General features: G+C 60.5%; 15 protein-coding genes and 2 pseudogenes. 15 read left to right on the top strand and 2 right to left on the bottom strand.

Features of this window, described 5'->3' with window-relative positions:
* The first annotated feature begins 73 nt into the window (after positions 1–73).
* The 12 genes and pseudogenes from ACZ9DP_RS37090 (at position 74) to lpdA (ending at position 12791) form a co-directional block, all read left to right on the top strand.
* The gene (locus ACZ9DP_RS37090; RefSeq protein WP_074070458.1) at positions 74–580 is read left to right on the top strand and encodes a protease inhibitor Inh/omp19 family protein; all 507 of its coding nucleotides are present in this window, start codon (positions 74–76) and stop codon (positions 578–580) included.
* Positions 581–628: 48 nt separating this feature from the next.
* The gene (gene zapE, locus ACZ9DP_RS37095) at positions 629–1792 is read left to right on the top strand and encodes a cell division protein ZapE (protein ID WP_476205359.1); all 1164 of its coding nucleotides are present in this window, start codon (positions 629–631) and stop codon (positions 1790–1792) included.
* Positions 1793–1970: 178 nt separating this feature from the next.
* Positions 1971–2933 (top strand): malate dehydrogenase, encoded by a 963-nt coding sequence (mdh, locus tag ACZ9DP_RS37100; RefSeq protein WP_022717411.1) that lies wholly within the window; start codon positions 1971–1973, stop codon positions 2931–2933.
* Positions 2934–2952: 19 nt separating this feature from the next.
* Entirely contained in the window at positions 2953–4149 is a 1197-nt protein-coding gene (sucC, locus tag ACZ9DP_RS37105) for an ADP-forming succinate--CoA ligase subunit beta (RefSeq protein ID WP_476205361.1), read from the top strand.
* A gap of 3 nt (positions 4150–4152) precedes the next feature.
* Positions 4153–5058, top strand: a complete 906-nt coding sequence (gene sucD / locus ACZ9DP_RS37110) for a succinate--CoA ligase subunit alpha (protein ID WP_074069912.1) — start codon at positions 4153–4155, stop codon at positions 5056–5058.
* A gap of 169 nt (positions 5059–5227) precedes the next feature.
* Positions 5228–8212, top strand: a complete 2985-nt coding sequence (locus tag ACZ9DP_RS37115; protein WP_476205362.1) for a 2-oxoglutarate dehydrogenase E1 component — start codon at positions 5228–5230, stop codon at positions 8210–8212.
* A gap of 12 nt (positions 8213–8224) precedes the next feature.
* Positions 8225–8542, top strand: a complete 318-nt coding sequence (locus ACZ9DP_RS37120) for a YciI family protein (protein WP_476205363.1) — start codon at positions 8225–8227, stop codon at positions 8540–8542.
* 29 nt (positions 8543–8571) lie between these two features.
* The gene (odhB, locus tag ACZ9DP_RS37125; protein WP_194728377.1) at positions 8572–9834 is read left to right on the top strand and encodes a 2-oxoglutarate dehydrogenase complex dihydrolipoyllysine-residue succinyltransferase; all 1263 of its coding nucleotides are present in this window, start codon (positions 8572–8574) and stop codon (positions 9832–9834) included.
* 53 nt (positions 9835–9887) lie between these two features.
* Complete coding sequence (locus ACZ9DP_RS37130) at positions 9888–10442, top strand: hypothetical protein (RefSeq protein ID WP_418335969.1); 555 nt, start codon at positions 9888–9890, stop codon at positions 10440–10442.
* Complete coding sequence (locus ACZ9DP_RS37135) at positions 10439–11191, top strand: SDR family oxidoreductase (protein ID WP_476205364.1); 753 nt, start codon at positions 10439–10441, stop codon at positions 11189–11191. The genes ACZ9DP_RS37130 and ACZ9DP_RS37135 overlap by 4 nt, the downstream gene beginning before the upstream one ends.
* A 24-nt stretch (positions 11192–11215) precedes the next feature.
* A pseudogene (locus ACZ9DP_RS37140) lies at positions 11216–11358 on the top strand (LysE family translocator); the annotation flags it as partial.
* Positions 11359–11384: 26 nt separating this feature from the next.
* On the top strand, positions 11385–12791 hold the full coding sequence (gene lpdA, locus ACZ9DP_RS37145; RefSeq protein WP_476205365.1) for a dihydrolipoyl dehydrogenase: 1407 nt from the start codon (positions 11385–11387) through the stop codon (positions 12789–12791).
* Between the two features lie 180 nt (positions 12792–12971).
* Here the strand turns inward: lpdA and ACZ9DP_RS37150 are convergent, their stop codons facing one another.
* A complete protein-coding gene (locus ACZ9DP_RS37150) occupies positions 12972–14048 on the bottom strand; it encodes a TraB/GumN family protein (protein WP_476205366.1) in 1077 nt (358 codons plus the stop codon).
* 86 nt (positions 14049–14134) lie between these two features.
* Positions 14135–15070, bottom strand: coding sequence for a tyrosine recombinase XerC (locus ACZ9DP_RS37155; protein ID WP_476205367.1), 936 nt, complete (start codon positions 15068–15070; stop codon positions 14135–14137).
* A 141-nt stretch (positions 15071–15211) separates the two neighbouring features.
* Between ACZ9DP_RS37155 and ACZ9DP_RS37160 the strand changes: the two genes are divergently transcribed.
* The 3 genes and pseudogenes from ACZ9DP_RS37160 to ACZ9DP_RS37170 all read left to right on the top strand — a co-directional run bounded on the left by ACZ9DP_RS37160 (position 15212) and on the right by ACZ9DP_RS37170 (position 18888).
* Entirely contained in the window at positions 15212–16159 is a 948-nt protein-coding gene (locus ACZ9DP_RS37160; RefSeq protein ID WP_476205368.1) for a GNAT family N-acetyltransferase, read from the top strand.
* A gap of 135 nt (positions 16160–16294) precedes the next feature.
* Positions 16295–16514: pseudogene (locus tag ACZ9DP_RS37165) on the top strand (AAA family ATPase); the annotation flags it as partial.
* 157 nt (positions 16515–16671) lie between these two features.
* Positions 16672–18888 (top strand): primosomal protein N', encoded by a 2217-nt coding sequence (locus ACZ9DP_RS37170; protein WP_476205369.1) that lies wholly within the window; start codon positions 16672–16674, stop codon positions 18886–18888.
* Positions 18889–18905 lie beyond the last annotated feature (17 nt).

The following is an 18905-nucleotide window of genomic DNA, read 5'->3' on the forward strand; positions in this document are numbered from 1 at the left end:
GAAATACGCTAATTCGAAAATCAGTCTGATGACCAATTCTGTGCGGCAAGAGCGGACAATCGGGAGCATGATGATGCAATTGCGATATGCGATGACGGGTGTGGCGGTTGTTCTGTCATTGGCGGGCTGCCAGCGCACGGCATATGACAATGCGAGTTACAGCTCGCCGGCACCGCTAACCGCGCAGCCTGTTCCTTCCGTCCAGGGCGGGCAGCTTCCACCACCGGCAGGCGCCTCGCAGTTTCCCGCCGCTCCGACGGCCGCGCCTGCGGTTCCGGGCCAGCCGGGTGCCATGGCGGCCAATGCGCTTGACGTCTCCAAGGAATCCATGGTCGGCAGCTGGCGCGTCAACGGCAGGTGCGACATGTTCCTGACGCTGACCAATCTCGGCAGCGGCTCACGCGGCGGCACGCGCGGCTGCGCCGGCGAGCTGACGGCGATGGGCTCCTGGGAAGTCTCCGGCAAGCAGGTTCTTCTCAAGGATCGCAGCGGCAACCAGATCGGCAGCGTCTACAAGACCGCCGACAACAGCTTCAGCGGCCAGACGAGCACCGGTCAACCGATCACCCTCAGCCGGTAAAACAACCGGCGGCCACCCCGCCGACGACGCGTAGGCGGACTCCTCCTCATGCAGCCTATCCCCGACTACACTTCGAGCGTCAGCGAACACTTGAAATCGCTGACGGCCTCCGGCGCTCTCCAGATCGATTCAGCGCAGATGGATGTGGCAAAAAGCCTCGATCGGGTGCTTTTTGAACTGAAGCGCCGCCGCCCGGCTGCTAAATCCAGCTCGCTCGGCTGGCTCTTCGCTTCGAAGAAAAAGGCGAGCGAAGGCATCAAGGGACTCTATATTCACGGCAGCGTCGGGCGCGGCAAGACGATGCTGATGGATATCTTCTACCGCATGGCGCCCTGTTCGAAGAAACGCCGTGCGCACTTCCACGAATTCATGGCCGATGTCCACAACCGCATCGCCGCGCACCGGCTCAAGCTGAAGAACGGTGAGATAAAGCAGGCCGATCCCGTGCCGCCCGTGGCGGCCGCACTTTACCAGGAGGCCGAACTCCTGTGTTTCGATGAGTTTACGGTGACGGACATCGCTGATGCGATGATCCTGTCGCGGCTGTTCTCCGAGCTTTTTGCGCGTGGCTGCGTGCTCATCGCGACCTCGAATGTCGAGCCCGACAATCTCTACAAGGACGGCCTCAATCGCGGTCTCTTCCTGCCTTTCATCGGTCTCCTCAGGAACAATGTCGAGGTCGTGACGCTCGACTCCCCGACGGATTACCGGATGGAGAAGCTGAACAGCCAGCCGGTCTATCTGACGCCGATCGATGAGCGGACGGATATGGCCATGGACGCGTCCTGGGCGCAGGCGCTGGATGGGCGCAAGGCGCAGCCTTTCGATATCCCGATGAAAGGTCGGTCGATCCATGTGCCACTCGCAGTCGATCGCATGGCGCGCTTTTCCTTTGCCGATCTTTGCGAGAAGCCGCTCGGTGCTGCTGATTTTCTCGCAATCGCCAAGCGTTTCGATACGATCTTTGTCGATCGCATCCCGATGCTCGGTCCGGACAAGCGGAACCAGGCGAAGCGTTTCATCATTCTTGTCGACACGCTCTACAACCACGGCGTTCGCCTTCATGCGTCGGCTGCGGCAATGCCGGAAGATTTGCTGATCGAACGGCGCGGGACGGAAGGCTTCGAATTCGATCGTACCGCATCGCGTCTTTTTGAGATGCGCAGCGCGGAATATCTTGCGATGCACCATAAAAAGCACGCCGCGGAGTAACAGTTTCGCAACAAAATATCTTACGTTTACGTAAGATATTTTGTATCTAAACGATTGAAATTGCTGAACCAAAAATAACACGTTGCCATTTTTGGGCTTTAGGGCTATGCGATTGCGTCATTGGACGACGCCCTGGACGCGCCGCCCGACTGATTTTGATCGCAAAGGAAACAGCGAAATGGCGCGTAACAAGATCGCACTTATCGGTTCTGGCATGATTGGTGGCACGCTGGCGCATCTCGCCGGCCTGAAAGAGCTCGGCGACATCGTCCTCTTCGACATCGCCGACGGCATTCCACAGGGCAAGGGCCTCGATATCGCCCAGTCGTCCCCGGTCGAAGGCTTCGATGCCAATCTGACGGGTGCCAGCGACTATTCTGCGATCGAAGGCGCAGACGTCTGCATCGTCACCGCCGGCGTTCCGCGCAAGCCGGGCATGAGCCGCGACGACCTTCTCGGCATCAACCTCAAGGTCATGGAGCAGGTCGGCGCCGGCATCAAGAAATATGCCCCGAACGCTTTCGTCATCTGCATCACCAATCCGCTCGACGCCATGGTTTGGGCGCTGCAGAAGTTTTCCGGCCTTCCGGCCAACAAGGTGGTCGGCATGGCGGGCGTTCTCGATAGCTCGCGCTTTCGCCTCTTCCTTGCCAAGGAATTCAACGTTTCCGTTCAGGACGTCACTGCTTTCGTTCTCGGCGGCCACGGCGACACGATGGTGCCGCTTGCTCGCTACTCCACCGTTGCCGGCATTCCGCTCACCGACCTCATCACCATGGGTTGGGTCACCAAGGAACGGCTCGAGGAAATCATCCAGCGCACCCGTGACGGCGGCGCCGAAATCGTCGGCCTCCTGAAGACCGGTTCGGCCTACTACGCTCCGGCAGCCTCGGCAATCGAGATGGCCGAGGCCTACCTCAAGGACAAGAAGCGCGTTCTGCCCTGCGCGGCGCATCTCTCCGGCCAGTACGGCGTCAAGGACATGTATGTCGGCGTTCCGACAGTGATCGGTGCCGGCGGCGTCGAGCGCGTCATCGAGATCGACCTCAACAAGGCCGAGAAGGAAGCCTTCGACAAGTCGGTCGGCGCTGTCGCCGGCCTGTGCGAAGCCTGCATCAACATCGCGCCCGCGCTGAAGTAATCAAAACAGGAATAAACCCATGAACATTCATGAATATCAGGCCAAGGCTCTGCTGAAGAGCTATGGCGCACCGGTCGCTGAAGGTGTGGCCATCTTCAAGGCCGACGAAGCCGAGGCTGCGGCGAAAGAATTGCCGGGTCCGCTCTACGTCGTGAAAAGCCAGATACACGCCGGCGGCCGCGGCAAGGGTAAATTCAAGGAACTCTCGCCGGAAGCCAAAGGTGGCGTTCGCCTTGCGAAGTCGATCGACGAAGTCGTCGCCAATGCCAAGGAAATGCTCGGCAATACGCTGGTCACCAAGCAGACCGGCCCGGCCGGCAAGCAGGTCAACCGCCTCTACATCGAAGACGGTGCCGATATCGACCGCGAACTCTATCTCTCAATTCTCGTCGACCGTTCCGTCGGCCAGGTTGCCTTCGTCGTTTCGACGGAAGGCGGCATGGACATCGAGACCGTTGCACACGACACGCCCGAGAAGATTATCACCGTCGCTATCGACCCCGCAAAGGGCGTAACGGCTGAAGACAGCAAGAAGCTTGCGGATGCGCTGAATCTCCAAGGCGAAGCTCGCAAGGATGGCGACACGCTGTTCCCGATCCTCTACAAGGCTTTCGTCGAAAAGGACATGAGCCTGCTCGAAGTCAATCCGCTGATCGTCATGAAGAACGGTCGCCTGCGCGTCCTCGACGCCAAGGTATCCTTCGACGGCAATGCGCTCTTCCGTCACGAAGACATCGTCGCTCTGCGCGACAAAACGGAAGAAGACGAGAAGGAAATCGAAGCCTCCAAATATGACCTTGCCTACGTTGCCCTCGACGGCAATATCGGCTGCATGGTCAATGGTGCGGGCCTTGCCATGGCGACCATGGACATCATCAAGCTCTACGGCGCCGAGCCTGCGAACTTCCTCGATGTCGGCGGCGGTGCGTCGAAAGAAAAGGTCACCGCGGCTTTCAAGATCATCACCGCCGATCCGGCCGTGAAGGGCATCCTGGTCAATATCTTCGGCGGCATCATGCGCTGCGACGTCATCGCCGAAGGCGTGATCGCGGCGGTGAAGGAAGTAGGCCTCCAGGTGCCGCTCGTCGTCCGTCTCGAAGGCACCAATGTAGAACTCGGCAAGAAAATCATACGAGAGAGCGGGCTGAACGTGATCCCTGCCGACGATCTTGACGACGCGGCGAAGAAGATCGTCGCTGCTGTGAAAGGGAACTAAGGTATGTCCATTCTCGTCAATAAAGACACCAAGGTCCTGGTCCAGGGGCTGACCGGCAAGACCGGCACTTTCCACACCGAGCAGGCGCTTGCCTATTACGGCACCAAGATGGTCGGCGGCATCCATCCGAAGAAGGGTGGCGAGACTTGGGGGTCGCTCGAAGGCGAAGCACATCTGCCGATCTTCGCCTCCGTCGCCGAGGGCAAGGAAAGGACCGGTGCCGACGCATCGGTGATCTATGTGCCGCCGGCCGGCGCCGCCGAGGCGATCATCGAGGCGATCGAGGCGGAAATTTCGCTCATCATCTGCATCACGGAAGGCATTCCGGTCGAGGACATGGTCAAGGTCAAGTCCAAGCTCGACAAGTCGAAGTCGCGCCTAATCGGTCCGAACTGCCCGGGTGTTTTGACGCCTGAGGAATGCAAGATCGGCATCATGCCGGGCTCCATCTTCAAAAAGGGTTCGGTCGGCGTTCTCTCGCGCTCCGGCACGCTGACCTATGAAGCCGTCTTCCAGACCTCGAATGAAGGTCTCGGCCAAACCACGGCAGTCGGCATCGGCGGCGACCCGGTCAAGGGCACCGAGTTCATCGACGTACTCGAGATGTTCCTTGCCGACGACGAAACCAAGTCGATCATCATGATCGGCGAAATCGGCGGATCGGCTGAAGAAGACGCGGCTCAGTTCCTCAAGGACGAAGCCAAGCGTGGACGCAAGAAGCCGATGGTCGGCTTCATCGCCGGGCGCACGGCACCTCCGGGCCGCACCATGGGTCATGCCGGCGCCGTGATTTCCGGCGGCAAGGGCGGCGCGGAAGACAAGATCGCGGCTATGGAAGCGGCCGGCATCACGGTGTCGCCGTCTCCGGCTCGTCTCGGCAAGACGTTGGTTGAAGTCCTCAAGGGCTAAGCCAACTTATATATCCGGGCGGAAGAAAGCACCTGCGCTTCCGCCCGGGCCCCAGGTTTTCGACAGCAGGTGTGCCGCGGACAGGCGGCAAATTCGAATGCGGCAGCCGGGTAGAGCCGGCAAATTCATCAAAAGTCAGGAGGCGGGCGGAAAGCGTCCGCGTAAAACCATGGCACGGCAAGAAGCCAACGAGCAGTTTCAGATCACCTCGTTTCTGGATGGCGCCAATGCTGCCTATATCGAGCAGCTCTATGCGCGCTACGAAGAGGATCCATCATCGGTCGACGATCAGTGGCGGACTTTCTTCAAGGCGCTGGAAGACGATCCGAACGATGTGAAGAAGGCGGCCAAGGGCGCTTCCTGGCGCAAGAAGAATTGGCCGATTCAGGCCGGCGGCGATCTTGTATCTGCGCTCGACGGTGATTGGGGCGCGGTCGAGAAGGTCATCGAAACCAAGGTGAAGGCAAAGGCCGAAGCTGCCGGCAAGCCGACCGACGGCGCTGACATCCTCCAGGCGACGCGCGATTCCGTGCGTGCCATCATGATGATCCGTGCCTATCGCATGCGCGGCCATCTGCATGCCAAGCTCGATCCGCTAGGCATCGCAGCACCGGTCGAAGACTACAAGGAACTGTCGCCGGAAGCGTACGGCTTCAGCGCGGCCGACTACGATCGCAAGATCTTCATCGACAACGTGCTCGGTCTCGAATACGCGACCATTCCGCAGATGATCGAGATCCTCGAGCGAACCTATTGCTCGACTCTCGGCGTCGAGTTCATGCACATGTCCAATCCGGAAGAGAAGGCTTGGGTTCAGGAACGCATCGAAGGGCCGGACAAGGGCGTTGCGTTCACGCCGGAAGGCAAGAAGGCGATCCTTGCCAAGCTCGTCGAAGCGGAAGGCTATGAGCAGTTCCTCGACGTCAAGTTCAAGGGCACCAAGCGCTTCGGCCTCGATGGCGGTGAATCACTGATCCCGGCTCTTGAGCAGATCCTGAAGCGTGGCGGCCACCTCGGCCTGAAGGAAGCCGTGTTCGGCATGGCGCATCGCGGCCGCTTGAACGTGCTCAGCCAAGTCATGGGAAAGCCGCATCGCGCCATCTTCCATGAGTTCAAGGGTGGTTCCTATGCGCCCGACGAGGTCGAAGGTTCAGGCGACGTGAAGTACCATCTCGGTGCATCTTCCGACCGCGAATTCGACGGCAACAAGGTTCACGTTTCGCTGACGGCAAACCCTTCGCACCTTGAAATCGTCGACCCCGTCGTCATGGGCAAGGCGCGCGCCAAGCAGGACATGAGTGCTACCGTCTGGGAAGGCGATATCATTCCGCTCTCCGAGCGCGCCAAGATTCTGCCGTTGCTGATCCACGGCGATGCGGCTTTCGCGGGCCAGGGCGTCATCGCTGAAATTCTCGGCCTTTCGGGTCTTCGCGGTCACCGTGTCGCCGGCACGATGCATGTCATCATCAACAACCAGATCGGCTTTACGACGAACCCGGCCTTCTCCCGTTCGTCGCCCTATCCGTCCGACGTTGCGAAGATGATCGAGGCCCCGATCTTCCACGTCAATGGCGACGATCCGGAAGCTGTGGTCTACGCCGCGAAAATCGCGACCGAGTTCCGCATGAAGTTCCACAAGCCGGTCGTGATAGACATGTTCTGCTACCGCCGCTACGGCCACAACGAAGGCGACGAACCGTCCTTCACCCAGCCGAAGATGTACAAGGTCATCCGTGGCCACAAGACGGTGTTCCAGCTTTACGCCGAGCGTCTTGTTGCGCAAGGCCTGCTGACCGAAGGCGAAGTCGAGAAGATGAAGGCCGACTGGCGCGCTCATCTCGAGCAGGAGTTCGAGGCCGGGCAGTCCTACAAGCCGAACAAGGCCGACTGGCTGGACGGCGAATGGTCTGGTCTGCGCACGGCCGACAACGCCGATGAGCAGCGCCGTGGCAAGACGGCCGTGCCGATGAAACAATTGAAGGAGATCGGCCGCAAGCTCTCGGAAGTGCCGGCGGGCTTCAACGCGCACCGCACGATCCAGCGCTTCATGGAAAACCGGGCCAACATGATCCAGACGGGCGAAGGCATCGACTGGGCAATGGGCGAGGCGCTCGCTTTTGGCGCACTCTGCCTCGAAGGCCATAAGATCCGCCTTTCGGGTCAGGATTGCGAACGCGGCACTTTCTCGCAGCGCCATTCGGTCCTTTACGATCAGGAGACCGAAGCGCGTTATATCCCGCTCGCCAACCTGTCGCCGACGCAGGCCCGCTACGAGGTCATCAACTCGATGCTCTCCGAAGAGGCCGTTCTCGGCTTCGAATACGGCTATTCGCTGGCGCGCCCGAACGCGCTCACGCTCTGGGAAGCGCAGTTCGGCGATTTCGCAAACGGTGCGCAGGTCGTCTTCGACCAGTTCATTTCGTCGGGCGAACGCAAGTGGCTGCGCATGTCGGGTCTCGTCTGCCTGCTGCCGCATGGTTACGAAGGTCAGGGTCCGGAACACTCTTCGGCGCGCCTGGAACGCTTCCTGCAGCTTTGTGCGGAAGACAACATGCAGGTTGCCAACGTCACGACCCCGGCGAACAACTTCCATATCCTGCGCCGTCAGTTGAAGCGCGACTTCCGCAAGCCGCTGATCCTGATGACGCCGAAGTCGTTGCTGCGCCACAAGCGGGCGGTTTCGAGCCTCGCAGAGATGGCCGGCGAATCCTCTTTCCACCGCCTTCTGTGGGATGATGCAGAGGTCATCAAGGACGGACCGATCAAGCTGCAGAAAGACAACAAGATCCGCCGCGTCGTCATGTGCTCCGGCAAGGTTTATTATGATCTTCTGGAGGAGCGCGAAAAGCGCGGTATCGACGATGTCTATCTGCTGCGCGTCGAACAGCTCTACCCGTTCCCGGCCAAGGCGCTCATCAACGAGCTCTCCCGCTTCCGCAATGCCGAAATGGTCTGGTGCCAGGAAGAGCCGAAGAACATGGGCGCATGGTCGTTCATCGATCCGTATCTCGAGTGGGTTCTTGCCCATATCGATGCGAAGTATCAGCGCGTCCGCTACACCGGACGTCCGGCTGCCGCTTCGCCGGCAACGGGCCTGATGTCCAAGCATCTGTCGCAGCTCGCTGCATTCCTTGAGGATGCGCTGGGCGGCTGAGGAGTTGGGGCGATGGCATATTTCTTCTTGAGACTTGTGCCGCCTCGTTCCCGCTTTCCGAACGACGCGACCGGGGAGGAAATGGCTGCGATGGAACGGCATGCCGAATATTGGCGCCACAACGCAGAAGCGGGATCGGCAATTGCTGTCGGCCCCGTCTTCGAGGGCGAAGGCGCCTGGGGTATGGCGGTCGTTTCAGTCGAGGATCGGGAGGCCGCAAAGGCGCTCGCCGATGCCGATCCGATCATCCGCTCCAGTTTCGGTTTCCACTTCGAAATTTTACCAATGCCCTCGATCATTCTCCGGCCGTCTGCTGCCGGAAACGAATAAACGAAAACAAGCAAATCAGGATTTGAACAATGGCCACAGAAATCCGCGTTCCAACTCTCGGTGAATCCGTCAGCGAGGCAACCGTCGGCACCTGGTTCAAGAAGGTTGGCGACGCCATCAAGGCCGATGAGCCGATTCTCGAGCTTGAAACCGACAAGGTGACCATCGAAGTCCCGGCACCGAGCTCCGGCACGCTGTCCGAAATCGTTGCCCAGGCCGGCGAAACCGTGGGCCTCGGCGCTCTGCTCGGCCAGATCGCCGCAGGCGCTGCAGCCCCGGCTGCCGCTCCCGCCAAGGCCGCCGAGCCGGCCGTCGCTGCTCCCGCCCAGGCAACGCCTGCTGCTCCGGCGGCTGCCGCTGCGGCACCGGTTGCTTCCGCCCCGGCCCCGGCTTCCACCATGCCGGCGGCGCCGGCTGCCGCCAAGATGCTCGCTGAGAACAATCTCTCGGCCGATCAAGTCGAAGGCAGTGGCAAGCGCGGCCAGGTGCTGAAGGGCGATGTGATCGCTGCCGTCGCCAAGGGCCTTTCCGCCCCGGCTGCTGCGCCTGCCGCTCCCGCTGCAGTTCGTGGCCCATCGACGGTCGAGGACGCCGGCCGCGAGGAGCGCGTGAAGATGACGCGCCTGCGCCAGACGATTGCCAAGCGCCTCAAGGATGCGCAGAACACCGCAGCCATGCTCACCACGTACAACGAGGTGGACATGAAGGCAGTCATGGACCTGCGCGCCAAGTACAAAGACGTCTTCGAAAAGAAGCATGGCGTCAAGCTCGGCTTCATGGGCTTCTTCACCAAGGCTGTGACGCACGCCCTGAAGGAACTGCCGGCCGTCAACGCCGAGATCGATGGCACCGACATCATCTACAAGAACTACTGCCACATCGGCATGGCTGTCGGCACAGACAAGGGCCTGGTCGTTCCGATCATCCGCGATGCCGACCAGATGTCGATCGCCGAGATCGAGAAAGACCTTGGCCGTCTTGCTAAGGCCGCACGCGACGGCACGCTCTCGATGGCCGACATGCAGGGCGGCACCTTCACGATCACCAATGGCGGCGTCTATGGTTCGCTGATGTCCTCGCCGATCCTCAATGCGCCGCAGTCGGGCATTCTCGGCATGCACAAGATCCAGGAGCGTCCGGTCGTTGTCGGCGGCCAGATCGTCATCCGTCCGATGATGTATCTGGCACTCTCCTACGATCACCGCATCGTCGACGGTAAGGAAGCCGTGACCTTCCTCGTCCGCGTCAAGGAAAGCCTGGAAGATCCGGAGCGTCTGGTTCTCGATCTCTAAGAGAATGATGGGGCCGCGCGAGCGGCCCTGTCTTTCGCGGCAAGGAGTGCCTTATGGCGCGTGGAGTTCCGGCAGTGGACGGCAGTTCGCTCCTAATCGTTAGGCCGAAATTGGCGGCTGCCTTGGCGGCGCCACTTTTCCTGTGCGCGATGACGGGAGCTGCGCTTTCGGCCGAGTGCAAGCAGTCTGATGCCGTCTATGCCGATCGCGACGGCGCTTATGAACTCCGCTTTTCGCCGCTCGGTTCCGAAGCCGCTGCGGCAAGCAATCAGTTCAAGATCAATGTCTTGAAGACCTCGATCGTTCTGGACGGCTATGTGATGCCGTCGGAGGATCCCGATCGTGCTATCGGCATCGTCATGTTCAAGTGCCCGGATGGTGATGTGACGGGTGCGGATCTCGATGCCTGCACGATCTGGCAAGGGCCGGTCTACAGCGTCCGTGCCCCGGGCGAACTGGATAATCTTCAGGCTGAGGCGCAGGGCGCTGCTGACAGGATCGTGCTACCTGGTCTCGGTCCGGCGATCCGCGAGTCCTCGATTTGGGGCGAAGGCAAGGCGACGGTCGCGCCCTGGGATGTCCTGACATTCAAGGAATGCGCGAAATGAGTGATGTGCCTGTTCTGCTCGTGACCGGCGCAAGCCGCGGCATCGGTGCTGCCGTCTCAAGGCTTGCTGCCAAGCAAGGCTGGCGGGTTGCCGTGAATTATGTCTCGAACAGGGCAGCCGCGGATGCCGTCATTGAAGCGATCACGGCGGACGGCGGCGAGGCGATTGCCGTCAAAGGCGATGTCGGCAACGCCGCTGAAATCACCTTGATGTTCGAAACCGTTGATCGCCATTTCGGGCGGCTTGACGGGCTGGTGAACAATGCCGGTATCATCGATACGGCTCAGCGCGTCGACGAAATGAGCGTCGAGCGCATCGAGCGGATGATGCGCGTCAATGTCACCGGCTCCATTCTCTGCGCGGCGCAGGCCGTTCGCCGCATGTCGAGCAAGCATGGTGGCAAGGGCGGAGCGATCGTCAACGTCTCGTCGATGGCGGCGATCATCGGATCACCGTCGCAATATGTGGATTACGCCGCTTCGAAGGCGGCGATCGATACCTTCACGATCGGGCTCGCCCGCGAAGTCGCTGCGGATGGCATCCGGGTGAATGCGATCCGCCCGGGAATTATCGACACCGATATTCACGCCTCCGGCGGACTGCCAGACCGTGCGCGCGACATGGCGCCGAGCATTCCGATGCAGCGGCCGGGAACGGCAGAAGAGGTGGCCGATGCCGTCCTCTATCTTCTTTCTCCTGCGGCCTCCTATGTCACCGGTGCAATCCTCAACGTCAGCGGTGGGCGGTAGGTCGCAAAGGGTAAACGATGCAAATTCTTCGCCGGCGTCTCGATCTTCTTCACCGTCAAGCCCGTCACGACCGCTTCATTGCCAGCGGCAAATGGTTCAACCGCATCACCGGCGCCGCATTGGTCGGCTTCGGCTTCCGCCTCGCACTCACCCGCGCGGCCGACTAAACGATTAAAGCAAAGGAAAAGAAACAATGTCCTATGATGTGATCATTATCGGAACCGGCCCCGGCGGCTATGTCGCCGCGATCAAGGCGGCCCAGCTCGGCCTCAAGGTTGCGGTCGTCGAAAAAAGCGCGACCTTCGGCGGCACCTGCCTTAATGTCGGATGCATTCCCTCCAAGGCGTTGCTGCATGCTTCCGAAATGTTCCATCATGCCAGTCATGGCATGGATGCGCTCGGCATCGAAATACCGGCTCCGAAGCTTAATCTCGAAAAGATGCTGGCGCACAAGGATGCGACGGTGAAGTCGAATGTCGACGGCGTCGCCTTCCTCTTCAAGAAGAACAAAATCGATGCCTTCCAAGGCACCGGCAAGATCGTTTCCGCCGGGAAAGTTTCCGTGACCGCCGACGACGGCAAGATCCAGGAGATCGAAGGCAAGAACATCGTGATAGCCACAGGCTCCGATGTTGCCGGCATCCCAGGCGTTCAAGTCGAGTTCGATGAAAAGGTGATCATCTCCTCGACCGGCGGTATTGCGCTGGAGAAAGTGCCGGAAACGATGATCGTCGTCGGTGGCGGCGTCATCGGTCTCGAACTGGGCTCTGTCTGGTCGCGCCTCGGTGCGAAGGTGACCGTCGTCGAATATCTCGACACGATCCTCGGCGGCATGGATGGCGATGTAGCCAAGCAGTTCCAGCGCATGCTCGCCAAGCAGGGCATCGAATTCAACCTCGGCGCCAAGGTCGTCGGCGTCGAGAAGGGCGGCACGGGTGCCAAGGTGACGTTCGAACCGGTCAAGGGCGGCGACAAGGTGACGCTCGAAGCGGAAGTCGTTCTCATCGCCACTGGCCGCTTGCCCTATACGGCAGGCCTCGGCCTTGAAGAGGCGGGTGTCAAGCTCGACAATCGCGGCCGCGTCGAGATCGACGGCCATTTCAAGACCAATGTCGCCGGCATTTATGCAATCGGCGACGTCGTGAAGGGTCCTATGTTGGCGCACAAGGCGGAAGACGAAGGCGTGGCGCTTGCCGAAATCCTTGCCGGCCAGGCCGGTCATGTGAATTACGACGTCATCCCGAGCGTCGTCTACACACAGCCGGAAGTCGCTTCCGTCGGCAAGACCGAGGAAGAACTGAAGGCTGCAGGCATCGCCTATAAGGCTGGCAAGTTCCCGTTTACGGCAAATGGCCGCGCTCGCGCGATGCTCGCGACAGACGGCTTCGTAAAGATCCTGTCGGACAAGGCAACGGACCGCGTTCTCGGCGGTCATATCGTCGGCTTCGGTGCCGGCGAGATGATTCACGAGATTGCCGTTCTCATGGAATTCGGCGGTTCTGCCGAGGATCTCGGCCGCACCTGCCATGCGCATCCGACAATGTCGGAAGCAGTGAAGGAAGCGGCACTCGCTGCCTTCTTCAAGCCGATCCATATGTAAATCCCGAAGACCGAAGCTCAGACGCCGCGGTTCGCAAGGACCGCGGCTTTTTTAATGGGCTTTAGCCAAATGCCTTCACCTTACTGGTCTGAAGAGCGATTAAGTCATGGCTTCGCTCCCGCGGCACGGGCAACCGGATAAAACTGAAATGAAGGATATACCCGCGCTTTGCGCGTAGCTTCAATTCACTTGCGTGACGGTGAAACCCTGTTTGCGCAGAAGTTCGATGATTCCGCCATCGCCCGGCAGATGTAGGGCGCCGACAGCCATGAAGACATTACCACTGGCGAGAATCGGAGCTGCGCGCTCGGCCATTATTTTGTTGCGGTCGAGGATGATGCGCTGCTCGAAGCTGGCGTAATCGCTCTCCTCGTCCTTGCCGTCCGGCGAAACTGTTTTCAGCATCGGTATTGTCATGCCGATGTCGCCGGAGAGATAGAGATCAGTCATCGTTTCCACGACGTCGTTCATCTTGGAGCCGAGCTCCAGGGTCTCGATCAGTGACTTCAGATGGAATTCGACCGGAAGTTCGGCCATTGCCTGCAGTTGTTCGGCAAGCGTTTCGAGCCCGCGCACCTGCTTGCCTTCGGCGGCTGCGTCGGCTGCGATCTTCTGATCGAGGAAGGGGATACCCTTGGCCTTGCGGGAAATCTCGCAGGCGGGGAGCGCGACGGCGCTCGCAATCATCCAGGGGCGCATGCGCGAAACGGCGGAGAGCGGAATGCCGCGTCGCTGGAGGCCCGCACCGAGTCGGGCGTAATCCTCGCGCGACAGGAGTTTTTCGATCGTCGTCCCATCGGTGAACATAGTGAGATCCGGCCGGGTGAGGAGAGCGGCGGCCGCCTTTTTTTCGCTCAGGATCTCATCGGATTCGATGACGATCGTATCGGCGCCATCACGAGCGGCCTGGGCGTAGAGCGGCAGGTTCAGCACGCGCGGATCAGTAACATGCATGCTGCCAAGCAGCCACGAGGTCTTCAGGCCGGGCTTTTCGATCTTCCAGAAAATGCCTTTGCCGTTCGGCGTCGCATCCGCTTCCTTGACGACCTCTGCATAGCGGGCAGGATCGTTCTGCTGAAGCTCGGTCATCAGGTTCTTGCCGGTGCAGGTATCGTCGGCAGCCTGCGCCGAAGACACCGCAAGGAGCACGGCGAGAAGCGCGGCGGCAAGCAGCATATGGAAGGCTGCAATCAGCCCGAGCAACATATTGCCCGGTGTCGCAACGCGCAGACTACGGTGGCCGACGGTGATCGTCATGATGATGTTCCGGTCACAATGTATGAGAGCTCATGCTCTACGCCTCGCATGCGCATATTGCCTTAAGAGAATGCGTTAACAAAAGATTACGCCCTCGGATGGGCACGGTCGTAAACTTCCAGCAAACGCGATGAATCGACGCCGGTATAGACCTGGGTCGTGGACAGGCTTGCGTGACCGAGCAGTTCCTGGATCGTCCTCAGATCGCCGCCGCCAGCCAGCAGATGGGTTGCAAAAGAATGCCGCAGCGCATGCGGTGTTGCCGTTTCCGGCAAACCGAAGGCGCTGCGCATCCGCTGCATCGTGCGCTGGATGATCCCAGCCTGGAGCTTGCCGCCGCGAGCGCCGCGGAAGAGCGGTTCTCCTTTCTCCAGATGGTACGGGCAGAGAGAGCGGTATTTCTCAACGGCTTCAAGAACAATGGGCAGCAGCGGAACCAGGCGCGTCTTGTTGCCCTTGCCGGTGATGCGCAGTGTCGTGGCGCCTGCGTGCAAGCTGTCCGCAGTCAGGTCAAGTGCCTCGGCAATGCGCAGACCGCAGCCATAGAGGAGCGTGAAAACGGCGGCGTCGCGCGCAGCGATCCATGGTTCCTCGTGAAGCTGTGCCTCGTCGCTGGCGACATTGATCGCCTGCTTGTCGGAGAGTGGTTTCGGCAGCGATTTCGGCTGTTTCGGTGAGCGAACGGCTCCTGCTCCGGCGGCGTTCACCAAACCTTTTTTTTCCAGATATCGCAGCAGCGACCGAAGACCGGCGAGATTGCGGCCAAGCGATCGCGCCCCGGAACCTTCTTTCCGGCGGGCAGCCAGGAAGCCGCGGAAATCGGCCGGGCGAAGAGATTCAATGTCCTTCAACGTCGCCGGGCCGCCGATATGGCCGGTCAGGAAGGTGAGGAACTGGCGGCTATCACGCTCGTAGGCGTCGAGCGTGTGTTCGGAAAAGCGCCGCTCGCGCTCGAGATTTTCAAGCCAGGCGCTGCGTTCCGCCATCAGGCGCGGGTCGGCGATAATCAAAAGTTCGTTCACTGGCGCGGGCCTTGATTTTGTTCTTGCCTTTGCCAAGTTTGAAGGAGGGACCGTTAGGGAATTGCTAATATCGGCCAAGCTCTTGTCATGCTTCCATCATAATAGGTTGCGATAGCTGTTCCGAACGAAACAGGACTTTGCATGGCACGGCGCCAATCCACGACGGCTTTCGGACAGCTCGCGGAAGCGATCGCTCTGGTTTCCAACGGCAACCCCGGACACATCGTTGATACTCTGATCGCCGAGCGCGGCCAGCGAATCGTCCGAAACCCGCTTTGGCCGGTGATGCGGCCCTTTCTCTATGCGCTTTTGCGCTATAACAAGGCGCTTCAGTTCGCCAACGACGTAGCGAACATGCCGGGCTTTCAGTGCTTCGAATATATGAGCAACCTGCTGACGCTGGACATCGCGGTTAGAAATGCCGAGCGTATCCCTGCTTCCGGCGGCTTCATACTCGTCAGCAATCATCCGACCGGCATTGCCGATGGTGTTGCAGTTTTCGACCTCCTGAAGAACCGCCGCCCGGACATGATGTTCTTTGCCAACCGGGACGCGGTGCGCGTCAATCCGCGTTTTGCGGAAATGGTGATCCCTGTGGAATGGCGGGACGAATACAAGACCAAACTCAAGACCCGTGAGACGCTGCAGCTTACGAACCACGCCGTGAAGCAAGGAAAGGCAACTGTATTGTTTCCCTCGGGCCGCATCGCCTATTGGGCGAACGGCCGGCTGAATGAAAGGCCGTGGAAAAACTCTGCGGTCGGCCTTGCCCGCAAATACAATCTGCCGATCTTGCCAGTGCACATGACCGCGCGCAACTCCGGTCTTTTCTACTGGTTTGCAAAGTGGTCGACCGAACTGCGCGACATGACGGTGTTTCACGAACTTCTCAACAAGCGCGGCGATCGTTTTGATTTCATCATCGGCAATCTCGTTCCGGTGGGGCATCTGGACGGCGACATAAACGAAGTGACCAAGGCGCTTGAAAAACACACGCTACATGATCTGCGTGCGGACAGCGATGCACGGTTCCTGCCGCTTATGCAGCCGCCCGCGCCGGAGATAGTGGCGGCCCATTCATTTCGTTGAGCGGACAGGTTAAAGCGAGGCATGCTGCTCCGCTCGATGTTTGCCCAGAAGGAAAGGTCGCTGCGATCGATCCGCATGGATCTTTCGGGCATCAATCTTTTCGTCGGCGAAAACGGCGCGGGAAAAGCAACGCTCCGGCGCGCTATCGATGGCTGGCGCTTCTTTCATGGATTGAGGGCCGACCGATCGTCGCCCCTGCGCACGCCATGTCTGGCGGTCACGGCACCGATGCTCGACGAGGACGGAAGCAATCTGGCGGCTGTTTTGGCATCATTGGTGCATAGGGGAGGATACCGTCGATCTCGACCGCGCGATTGCTTCCGCACTTGGCGCTGCCAGGCCGATTGTGCCGGAGAGCTTCTTGCCGCCGCGGCCGAGGAGTGATGCCGGCGTGCGGCAGGACGGCTCACATGGATCGAGGGCATGCGGTTGACCGGCGTCATCGATGAGGACGAGCAGGCGATGTTCTCGCAGGTTTTCTTTTTGCTTTATTGCGGGCATGGTCACGGCCGATGAGCACAGATTCTTCCGATCTCTTTGGCGCGTTACTCGAGGCACCAGCCGGAACCCGCACGGTTCCGGTTCTCGTGCCCATGCCTGCACCGAAACCCTATTCCTATTCCGTGCCGGATGGCATGGCGGCCGAGCCTGGTTCGGTCGTGCAGGTGCCGCTCGGCCCCAGACAGGTGATCGGCGTTGTCTGGGACGGCGGTGAAGATGGCGTCGATCCGAAGAAGCTTAGACCGATCACGCATGTCTTCGATTGCCCGCCGCTTTCCAAGGAAATGCGGGAGTTCATCGACTGGGTGGCTGCGTACACGCTGTCGCCGCCCGGTCTTGTTGCCCGCATGGCGCTTCGTGCACCGAATGCCTTCGAGCCGGAGCCGATGGTGGAAGGATTGCGCTTCGTCGGCGGCGAACCGGAGCGGATGACGCCTGCGCGTGCCCGAGTGCTCGATACGGCATCGGACGGTATCTCGTGGACACGGACCGGACTTGCACATGCCGCCGGTGTTTCCACGAGCGTTGTCGATGGCCTCATCAGCCAAGGGCTTTTCGAGACAGTTTTCCTGCCTCCGCCTCCGGTCGTGGCAAAACCCGATCCGGACTTTGCCTCGTCGCGGCTGCAGGGGCCGCAGAAGGATGCCGCCGAAGAGATTTTGAGCGAAGTCACAAAAGGTGAGTTTGCCGTTTCGCTGATCGATGGCGTGACGGGATCTGGCAAGACCGAGGTCTATTTCGAGGCGATCGCCGACACGCTTCGCCGCGGCAAGCAGGTGCTGATCCTCCTGCCGGAAATCGCGCTCACCGCAAGTTTCCTAGAGCGCTTCCAGGACCGGTTCGGCGCAAAGCCGGCCGAATGGCATTCCGATCTCGCGCCGCGCATGCGCGAGAAAGTCTGGCGGCAGGCGGTGACCGGCGGGGTTCGCGTGGTTGCCGGTGCCCGGTCGGCATTGTTTCTGCCGTTCGAAGACCTGGGGCTCATCGTCATCGATGAGGAGCATGATCCTGCCTACAAGCAGGAAGACCGCGTCTATTACAATGCCCGCGACATGGCAGTCGTGCGCGGTCGCATCGGCAATTTCCCGGTTGTTCTCGTGTCGGCGACGCCTTCCGTCGAAAGCCAGGTGAACGGTCAGAACGGACGCTACAGCACCATCCATCTGCCGACACGCTACGGCGACGCGGCGCTGCCCGATCTGCATCTCGTCGATATGCGGCGGCACGCGCCGAAAAGGGAAGGTTTTCTCTCGCCGGTCTTGATCCGGGCGATCGGCAAGACGGTCGAAAAGGGCGAGCAGGCGCTGCTCTTCCTCAATCGCCGCGGCTACGCACCGCTGACGCTCTGCCGTGTCTGCGGCCACCGCTTCCAGTGCCCGCAATGTTCGAGCTGGCTCGTCGAGCACCGTTTCCGCAGCCAGCTGCAGTGCCATCAATGCGGCCATACGGAGCGGACGCCGGAGGCTTGTCCGGAATGCGGAACGCTCGATCACCTCGTCGCCTGTGGGCCGGGGGTCGAGCGCATCGCGGAAGAAGTTGAGCGTCATTTCCCCGACGCGCGGACCATCGTGTTATCCTCGGACATCATGGGCGGCGTCAAACGCCTGCGGCTGGAACTCGAGGCGATCGCCAAGGGCGAAGCGGATATCGTCATCGGCACGCAGCTCGTCGCCAAGGGGCATAACTTTCCGTTGATGACACTGGTCGGCATCGTCGATGCGGATCTCGGTCTCGCCAACGGCGATCCGCGCGCGGCGGAAAGAACATTCCAGCTTCTTTCACAGGTGACGGGCCGGGCGGGGCGAACGGGTCTGAAGAGCCATGGGCTGCTGCAGACGTACCAGCCGCAGCATCCCGTCATGCAGGCGATCGTTTCAGGCGACGCGAGCGCGTTTTATGAGCGGGAAATCGCCGAGCGCGAGAGGGCAAGTTTGCCGCCTTTCGGACGCCTCGCGTCGATTATCGTCTCGGCCGAAACGCGCCATGACGCGGAAAACCATGCCCGCGGCATGCGGAGCGCGGCGCCGCAGGTTTCCGGCATTTCCGTGCTCGGCCCCGCCGAAGCACCGCTGGCGCTGGTGCGCGGCCGCTACCGTTTCCGGCTCCTCGTACACGGGCGGCGGAGTTCCGACATGCAGGCATTTCTGCGCAGTATGCTTGCGCAGGCGCCGAAAGAGCGTGGCTCGGTGCACGTGCAGCTCGATATCGACCCGCAAAGCTTCCTGTAGATCGGCGATTGACCGCC

The organism is Rhizobium sp. USDA 4016, assembly GCF_056279705.1.